Annotated in this window: 8 protein-coding genes; 4 read left to right on the plus strand and 4 right to left on the minus strand. The window is 73.3% G+C overall.

The genetic code is table 11. The features are described 5' to 3' along the window. A partial coding sequence (locus tag GQS09_RS25590; RefSeq protein WP_243761779.1) for a serine/threonine-protein kinase occupies positions 1-1097 on the minus strand: 1097 nt, incomplete at its 3' end. Between the two features lie 101 nt (positions 1098-1198). Here GQS09_RS25590 and GQS09_RS25595 point away from each other — a divergent pair. From GQS09_RS25595 to proC, 4 genes are all read left to right on the plus strand, one after another. Continuing rightward, on the plus strand, positions 1199-1711 hold the full coding sequence (locus tag GQS09_RS25595) for a hypothetical protein (protein ID WP_207958284.1): 513 nt from the start codon (positions 1199-1201) through the stop codon (positions 1709-1711). 313 nt (positions 1712-2024) lie between these two features. Next, a complete protein-coding gene (locus GQS09_RS25600) occupies positions 2025-2528 on the plus strand; it encodes a hypothetical protein (protein ID WP_165989922.1) in 504 nt (167 codons plus the stop codon). Positions 2529-2675: 147 nt separating this feature from the next. Further along, positions 2676-3368 (plus strand): class F sortase, encoded by a 693-nt coding sequence (locus GQS09_RS25605; RefSeq protein ID WP_165989923.1) that lies wholly within the window; start codon positions 2676-2678, stop codon positions 3366-3368. Positions 3369-3531: 163 nt separating this feature from the next. Continuing rightward, positions 3532-4368 carry a pyrroline-5-carboxylate reductase gene (gene proC / locus GQS09_RS25610; RefSeq protein WP_165989924.1) on the plus strand — a complete coding sequence of 279 codons (837 nt, stop codon included), beginning with the start codon at positions 3532-3534 and terminating at the stop codon, positions 4366-4368. A 109-nt stretch (positions 4369-4477) separates the two neighbouring features. Here proC and GQS09_RS25615 read toward each other — a convergent pair whose 3' ends face one another. From GQS09_RS25615 to GQS09_RS30000, 3 genes are all read right to left on the minus strand, one after another. Then, positions 4478-5455 (minus strand): ATP-binding cassette domain-containing protein, encoded by a 978-nt coding sequence (locus GQS09_RS25615; RefSeq protein WP_243761781.1) that lies wholly within the window; start codon positions 5453-5455, stop codon positions 4478-4480. A 122-nt stretch (positions 5456-5577) separates the two neighbouring features. Beyond that, positions 5578-6342, minus strand: coding sequence for an ABC transporter permease (locus tag GQS09_RS25620; RefSeq protein ID WP_243761782.1), 765 nt, complete (start codon positions 6340-6342; stop codon positions 5578-5580). Between the two features lie 58 nt (positions 6343-6400). Continuing rightward, positions 6401-7210: an ABC-2 family transporter protein gene (locus tag GQS09_RS30000; protein WP_243761780.1), complete on the minus strand. Its 810-nt coding sequence runs from the start codon at positions 7208-7210 to the stop codon at positions 6401-6403. Positions 7211-7643 lie beyond the last annotated feature (433 nt).

The following is a 7643-nucleotide window of genomic DNA, read 5'->3' on the forward strand; positions in this document are numbered from 1 at the left end:
CCGCCCGGACCGGACGGGGCCGGGGGAGCGGGCGCCGCGTCCCCGCCCCCGGGCGGCGCCAGCTCCGGGACACCGGACGGCGGGGTGACGGCATCGCCGCGGGCCCCGCCCTCGGTCCGTCCGCCGTCCCCGTCCCCGCCTGCGTCTGCGTCCCCGTCCCTGTCGCTGTCCCTTTCCCCCTCCTGGTCCCCGTCGTCCCCGTCGCCCTCACCGGTGCCGCCGCTGCCGCCGCTGCCGCCGGTGCCGTCCGCCGCGCGGCCGGCGTCCTCGGACACCCGGGCCACCGCGGTTCCGGCCATGCGCAGCACCGACTCCACATCCGGCCGCCGCTCCGGCTCCTTGGCCAGGCACCGACGCACCAGGCCGCGCAGCACCTCCGGCACCTCGTCCAGCAGCGGCTCCTCGTGCACCACCCGGTACGCCACGGCCAGCGGGTCCTCCACCGAGCCGTCCGGCGCGAACGGACTGTGCCCCGCCGCCGCGAAGGCCACCACCGCGCCCAGCGCGAACACATCGGCCGGCGCCGACACCGACTCCCGCGCGGTCAGCTGCTCCGGTGCCATGAACGGCGGCGACCCCAGCACCGTGCCGCTCTCGGTCAGCTGCCGGCTGTCCGCCAGCGCCCGCGAGATCCCGAAGTCGATCACCCGGACCCCGTCCTCCGCCAGCAGCACGTTCCCCGGCTTCAGATCACGGTGCACGATGCCCTGCCGGTGTATGTCGCGCAGCGCCTCCGCCAGCTCGGCCGCCAGCCGCGCCGCCTCCGCCACCGGCAGCGGCCCGCTCTCCTGCACCCGGTCCGCCAGCGAGCCGCCCGGCACGTACAGGGTCGCCAGCCACGGCGGATCGCCCTCCGGGTCGGCATCCACCACCGCGGCCGTGAACGCGCCGCTGACCTGCCGTGCGGCCGCCACCTCCCGCCGGAACCGGTTGCGGAACCCCTCGTCCTCCGCGTACTCGGGACGCACCACCTTCAGAGCGACCGCGCGGCCCGCCGTGCTGCGCGCCAGATACACCACGCCCATACCGCCGGCGCCGAGCCGCCGCTCCAGGAGATACTCCCCGACGCGCTGCGGCACTGTTCCCCCGTGTGCCATCGCTCGCTTCCCCCTTTGCCTGTCGGGGCCCCGTTCCGCCCCACAGAGTATCGGTGCCCACCGCCTCCCCAGCAGGAGCGGCCAGGGGCGATAATCGGCTCATGAGCAGCAAGGAGCCCGCAACCGCCGCCGACGCGCCCGGCGACGGCCGCCCCCAGCCCGCCCCGATCCGCTTCTACGGCACGAGCTGGCTGGACCACTCCCGCGGCTACCTGCTGCGGCGCTTCCTGCTCGGGATGGGTGCCTCGCTGCTCGCGGTGACCGGCGTGGTGCTGCTCCGCCTCGCCTACGAGGGCCTCCAGCTCTCCGACTCCTCGGCCTGGCTCAATGTGCTGCTGGTCGTGGCCTTCGCACTGTGCAGCTCGATCGCCTTCACCCGCACCTGGGGCGGCTACCGGCGGCCCGCCGCGCTGCGCGGCGACGAACGCAGATTCGCCTCCATCAAGCTGATCGGCTTCATCGGCGTGCTGCTGGCGTACGCGCTGCGCAGCGGCATCGAGGCCCCCGGGGAGGGGCTGCGCCGCGCCGAGTACGAGCGGGCCCTGGAACAGTACCGGCGGCGGGGCGGCCGGCGCTCCGGCAACCCCTCCCGGCGCACGAAGAAGCGCAAGTAGCCCCGGCCGGGCATGCACGGCCCGGCCCGCACCGCCCAGCGCGTGTCCGCCGTACGGGTGTCCCCCGACCGCCGTAATTTGCACCGGCTCCACCGCCCCGGCCATCACCGCGCTGACCAGCACCGTCACCGCCCAGCAGACCCCCGGCCGCGGCCCGCCGGGGGCCGCCACGGCCGTCGCCCGGCGCGCGCCCGGCCGCCGGCGGCGCTGGGATCGAGGCAGCGGTGCGCAACGGCACCGTGGCTGCGTTCCCTGCGGAGGACCCAACATGCGTGCACCCCGAGCCCTCGCTCACGCGACTCTGACCACGGCCGTGACCACAGCCGCCCTGGTCCTGTCCGCGGGCATCGCGTCCGCGGGCGACTTCGGCGAAGCCGAACTCTTCCCCAACCAGGCCAGACCGGGCGATGCCGTGGCCGTCACCACCGACCACTGCCAGAACGACACCACCGCCACCGGCGACGCCACCTCGCTCGGCGCGGGCACCTTCACGCTGCGCTCCACCAGTGACGGCCGGGGGCTGATCGGCCAGTTCACCGTTCCCGCCGGCACCCGGGTCGGCAACTACGGCATCGCGGTGAGCTGCGCCACCGGCAACCGGATCGCCACCGGCACGCTGCGCGTGGTGCAGACCAGCTCCACCAGCACCGCCACCGCGACGACCACCACCTCGCCCTCGGGCAGCGTGAGCGGCGGCGTCGGCGGCTCCGGGCAGGACCGCACCGCGCTGATCGCCGGCACTTCCGCCGCGCTGATCGCCGCCGCGGCGGGCGGCGTCTGGCTGATCCGCCGCCGCAACGCCGGCGGCGAGGACTGAAGGCGGAGACCGGAAGACACCGGAGCCGGACACGGACCCCCAGGACGGACACGGACCCCGGACACGGACACCGGGACCGGGACCGGGACAGGACCGGTGGCGGAGAAGGGCAGCGGGGAAGGGGGAAGCAGGCCGGGAGGAGGACCGATGCAGACCGCGGACAGGATCGCCAACGCGCTGGTGGCCGGCGCGGTGGCCACCGCCCTGGCCACCACCGTCTGGCTGCTCACCGACCCCAGCGGCCACCCCGACCCGCCGCAGCCGGGCGCGGAGCAGGGACTCCACGCCCGGCCCGGGGACCCGGACGGCGCGGCACGAATAGACCAGGACGGCCCGTCCGCCGGCGTCCTGTCCGCCGACCCCGCCGCGGCCGCCGAACCGCTGCCCCCGTCCACCCCCATCGGCGTCCGCATCCCCGCCATCGACGTGGACGCCCCCACCGCCGGCTACGGCCTCGCCCCCGACGGCAGCCTGGAGATCCCGCCCGAGGACAAGTCCCACCTGGCCGGCTGGTACCACGGCGGCGTCACCCCGGGCGCCGAGGGCACCGCCCTGATCGCCGGACACGTCGACGACGCCAACGGCCCCGCGGTCTTCTACCACCTGGGCGCGCTGCGCCGCGGCGACCTGGTGGAGGTCGCCCGCGCGGACGGCCGCACCGCCGTCTTCCTCGTCGACGCCGTGGAGGTCTTCGACCGCGAGATGTTCCCCGACGAACTCGTCTACGGCCACACCGGGCGCCCCGAACTCCGCCTCATCACCTGCGGCGGCGGCTTCTCCCACAGTCAGGGCTACCTCGGCAACGTCGTGGTCTTCGCCCACCTCATCGGCCGGCGCTGACCTGGCCCCTCCCCCCTCCTCCCCCCGGTCCGGTTCCGCAGCGTGGACGGCCGCACGGCCCGGCGCGCCGCGGTGCCACCATGAGAGTCACGAGACCGGGCGCTCCCAGGCCGGACGCACCGGGAGCCGTCCGTATGCCGACCGTGACAAGGTGAGCCACCCCATGACCGAGAAGATCGCCGTCCTCGGCGCCGGAAAGATCGGTGAAGCGCTGCTCGGCGGCATGCGCCGCGGCGGCCGGGCGCCCGAAGACCTGCTGGCCACCTGCCGCCGCGCCGAACGCGCCGCCGAACTGCGGGCCCGCCACGGCATCGAGGTGGTCAGCAACGCCGAGGCGGCCAAGACCGCCGACACCCTGATCCTCGCCGTCAAGCCGCAGGACATGGGCGCCCTGCTGGAGGAACTGACCCCGCACACGCCCGGCGACCGGCTGGTGATCAGCACCGCCGCAGGCATCACCACCCGCTTCGTGGAGGAGCGGCTCAGCCCCGGCACGCCCGTGGTCCGCGCCATGCCCAACACCCCCGCCCTCGTCGACGAGGCCATGTCCGTGCTCTCCGCGGGCTCCCACGCCGGTGAGGAGCACCTCGCCCACGCGGAGGCCATCTTCAACAGCGTGGGCAAGACCATCCGGCTGCCCGAGTCGCAGCAGGACGCCGCCACCGCCCTCTCCGGCTCCGGCCCCGCCTACTTCTACTTCCTGGTCGAGGCCATGACCGACGCCGGCATCCTGCTCGGCCTGCCCCGCGACAAGGCCCACGACCTCATCGTCCAGGCCGCCTACGGCGCCTCCGTGATGCTGCGCGACAGCGGTGAACACCCCGTGCGGCTGCGCGAGGCCGTCACCTCCCCCGGCGGCACCACCATCAACGCCATCCGGGAACTGGAGAAGCACGGTGTGCGGGCGGCGTTCCTGGCCGCGCTGGAGGCTGCCCGCGACCGCAGCCGCGCACTCGCCGCCGGGGGAGACGGCCCCGTTCCCGGCGACCGGCCCCGGTAACGCCCCCGGGTCACCGCCCCGGGGGCCCCGGAGAACCACGCCGGGGAACCGCCCCGGGAGAACGGCCCCGGGAGAACCGCCCCGGAGAACCGGCATCCGCACCGGGCGGTTACCCGCCGAGCCGCCCGGACCCGCCGATCCCCTGCGCGTACATCCGGGCGATCACCTCCTCGATCTCCGGCTCCCGCACCGAGAGATCGGCCAGCGGATACCCGGCCGCGAGCCGCGCCACCAGCGGCGCCGCACTCTCCGCGGCCGGGAACGCCAGCCACTGCCGGGGACCCTCCACCCGCACGGTGCGTGCCCCCGGGATCTCGATCGGCTCCGTCTCCCGCTCCAGATCGACCACCAGCGTCCGCTCGCTCTCCCCGACCTGATGCAGCCCGGACAGCGGTCCGTCGTACATCAGCCGGCCGTGGTCGATCACCATCACCCGGCGGCAGAGCTGCTCGATGTCCGACAGATCGTGCGTGGTCAGCAGCACCGTGGTGCCGCACTCCGCGTTCAGGTCGCGCAGAAAGCCCCGCACTTTCGCCTTGCTGACCACATCCAGCCCGATCGTCGGCTCGTCCAGGTACAGCACCTCGGGATCGTGCAGCAGCGCCGCCGCGATGTCCCCGCGCATCCGCTGGCCCAGCGAGAGCTGCCGCACCGGAACATCCATCAGCGGCTCCAGACCGAGCAGGTCCACGCAGCGCTCCAGGTTCTCCCGGAAACGGGCCTCGGGCACCCGGTACATGCGCCGCACCAGCGCATACGAGTCGCGCAGCGGCAGATCCCACCACAGCGTGGTGCGCTGCCCGAACACCACGCCCATCCGACGCGCCAGCCTGGTCCGCTCCCGGGACGGATCGATGCCCGCCACCCGGATGCGTCCCCCGCTCGGCGTGAGAATCCCGGTGAGCATCTTGATCGTGGTGGACTTCCCGGCCCCGTTCGGCCCGATGTAGCCGACCATCTCGCCGCGCGGCACTGCGAACGAGATCCCGTCCACCGCCCGCACCTGGCTCCGCTCCCGGCGCAGCCCGCGACCCGGCGCCCGCCGCCGCACCGTGAAGACCTTCTCCAGGCCCTCCACCGTGATCAGGTCCCCGGACCCGGCCCCGGCGCCGTCCCCGGCCCCGTCCCTGCGAGGGCCGGGCCCGGTCTTCGCCGCGGCCCCGCGCTCCGCGCCCGGTACGCCGCCCACTTCCGCCGTCGTCACAACCATCAGCTCCCCGTGCTCCGGTAACTGCGTACTCCTGCCCGCCACGCCAGCGTCACCAGCCCGCACATCGCCGCCGCCACCGCCGGGGACAGGAGATCCACCCAGCCGGGCAGGCCCAGCGGATCGTCCCGGCCCAGCAGCCGCAGCGCCGGCAGCCAGTTCACGAAGGCCAGCGGCACCACAAAGGTCACCCCGCGCACAAGATCCTTGGCGAAGATCGTCGGCGGGTACTGCAACAGCGTGTTCCCGCCGTAGGTGAACGAGTTCTGCGCCTCCGCCGCGTCCAGCGCCCAGAACTGGAAGGCGCCGCCGAGCGTGAACAGCGAGCCGAAGATCGCCGCGCCGCTCACCACCATGACCACCAGCAGCAGCGCCTTCCCCGCCGACCAGTCCAGCTCCAGTTGGGTCAGCGACCAGCTCAGCACCAGCAGCCCCTGCATCACGCGGCCGAGCCGGCGCAGCGCGAAACGGTCGGCGGCGAGCTGCGCGAAGACCGGCACCGGGCGCACCAGCAGGGTGTCCAGCGTGCCGTCCCGGACCCGCGACCCCAGCCGGTCCATGTTGCCGAGCAGCAGATCCGCCAGCCCGAGGGAGAGACTCGTCGTCCCGTAGAGCAGGGCGACCTCCGACATGCCGAACCCGCCCAGCGTGTCCACATGCGTGAACATGATCAGGATCGCGGCGAAGTCCAGCCCGGTCGCCAGCGCGTTCCCGGCCACCGACATCAGGAACGACGCCCGGTAGGCCATGGTGGAGCGCACCCACATGGCCACGATCAGCCCGTAGGCCCGCGCCCCGTGCACGGTCCGGGCGAGGAGATCCGGCTCAGCCACCCTGGACCACCACCTTGCGGGTCGCCGCCGCCTGGACCGCCCGCCCGGCCAGCAGCAGCACCGCGGCCCAGCCGGCCTGGAACGCCAGCGCGCCCGGCAGCGCCGCACCGGTGTGCCGCCCCAGCAGCACATCGGCGGGCACCTGGAGGATCGACGACCAGGGCAGCCACTGCACGATCTCCCCGAAGGAACCCGGGAAGACGGTCAGCGGCAGCAGCATGCCGGAGAAGAACACCGAGCAGAGGCCGGCCGCCATGTTGACGCCGGAGCCGTCCAGCAGCCAGAAGGCGGTCAGCGCCACCATGTAGCGGATCGCGAAGCTGACCAGCAGGGCGAGCGTGACGGACAGCAGGAACGCCGCCCAGCGGAGCGGGTCCAGCGGAAGCGCCAGCGGGAACACCAGTGCTCCGGCCAGCATCGGCAGCAGGCCGCGGGCCAGGAGGTGGTAGCAGCCCCGCCCGGCGTCCGCCGCCAGCCACCAGGTCTGGAGGTCGGCGGGACGGTACATGTCGATCGCCACGTCTCCGTTCCGGATACGGGCCTGGAGCTCCTCCTGGAGGCCGCCGCCCATGATGGCCACGGCGGCCAGCAGGGCCTGTCCGATCCAGACGAAGGTGAGCGCCTGCGCCTGGTCGTAGCCCCCGAGCTGCGGGCGCTGGCTCCACAGGGCGATGTAGGTGTAGCTGAGAATGAAGCCGAAGACGGTGTTGGTGAAGATGCCGGCCGCGGTGGCGACCCGATAGGTGGCGAACCGGCGGAAGCCCCCGAGACCCACGGCCCAGTACAGCCCGCTCCAACGCATCGCATTCCCCTGCCTTTGTCCGCGCGAGCGAGCGACAATAGTGCGGAGTGTCATCGGCCGGCTACCGAATTAGTGCCTGTGCGGTCTGCCGACCGCGCATATGAGCCCCACGAGGTGACACAGGCCACACTTGACACTCCAGCCCCGGTTCCGTAACGTTGCCCGGGTTGCCGTGAAGCCGGTTGGGCTCCACGGCCCTCATTACCTCCAGGTGTTTTCCTCCCCTCCTCGATTTGGTGGAGCGCGGGCGAATGCTCTACGGTAGTGATCACCGCCCGGAGGGATTCCCGAGAGGGTTACCGAAGGCAGTGTCCGTTCCTTGAGAACTCAACAGCGTGCCAAAAGTCAACGCCAGATATTTGGCAACCCCGTCGCCATGGGGCCGGATGTGTGTCCGGTTGTCCGTGGTGGATGTGGTTCCTTTCGAGTAATA

The sequence above is a fragment of the Streptomyces sp. YIM 98790 genome (genome assembly GCF_011421595.1).
GTDB lineage: Bacteria > Actinomycetota > Actinomycetes > Streptomycetales > Streptomycetaceae > Streptomyces.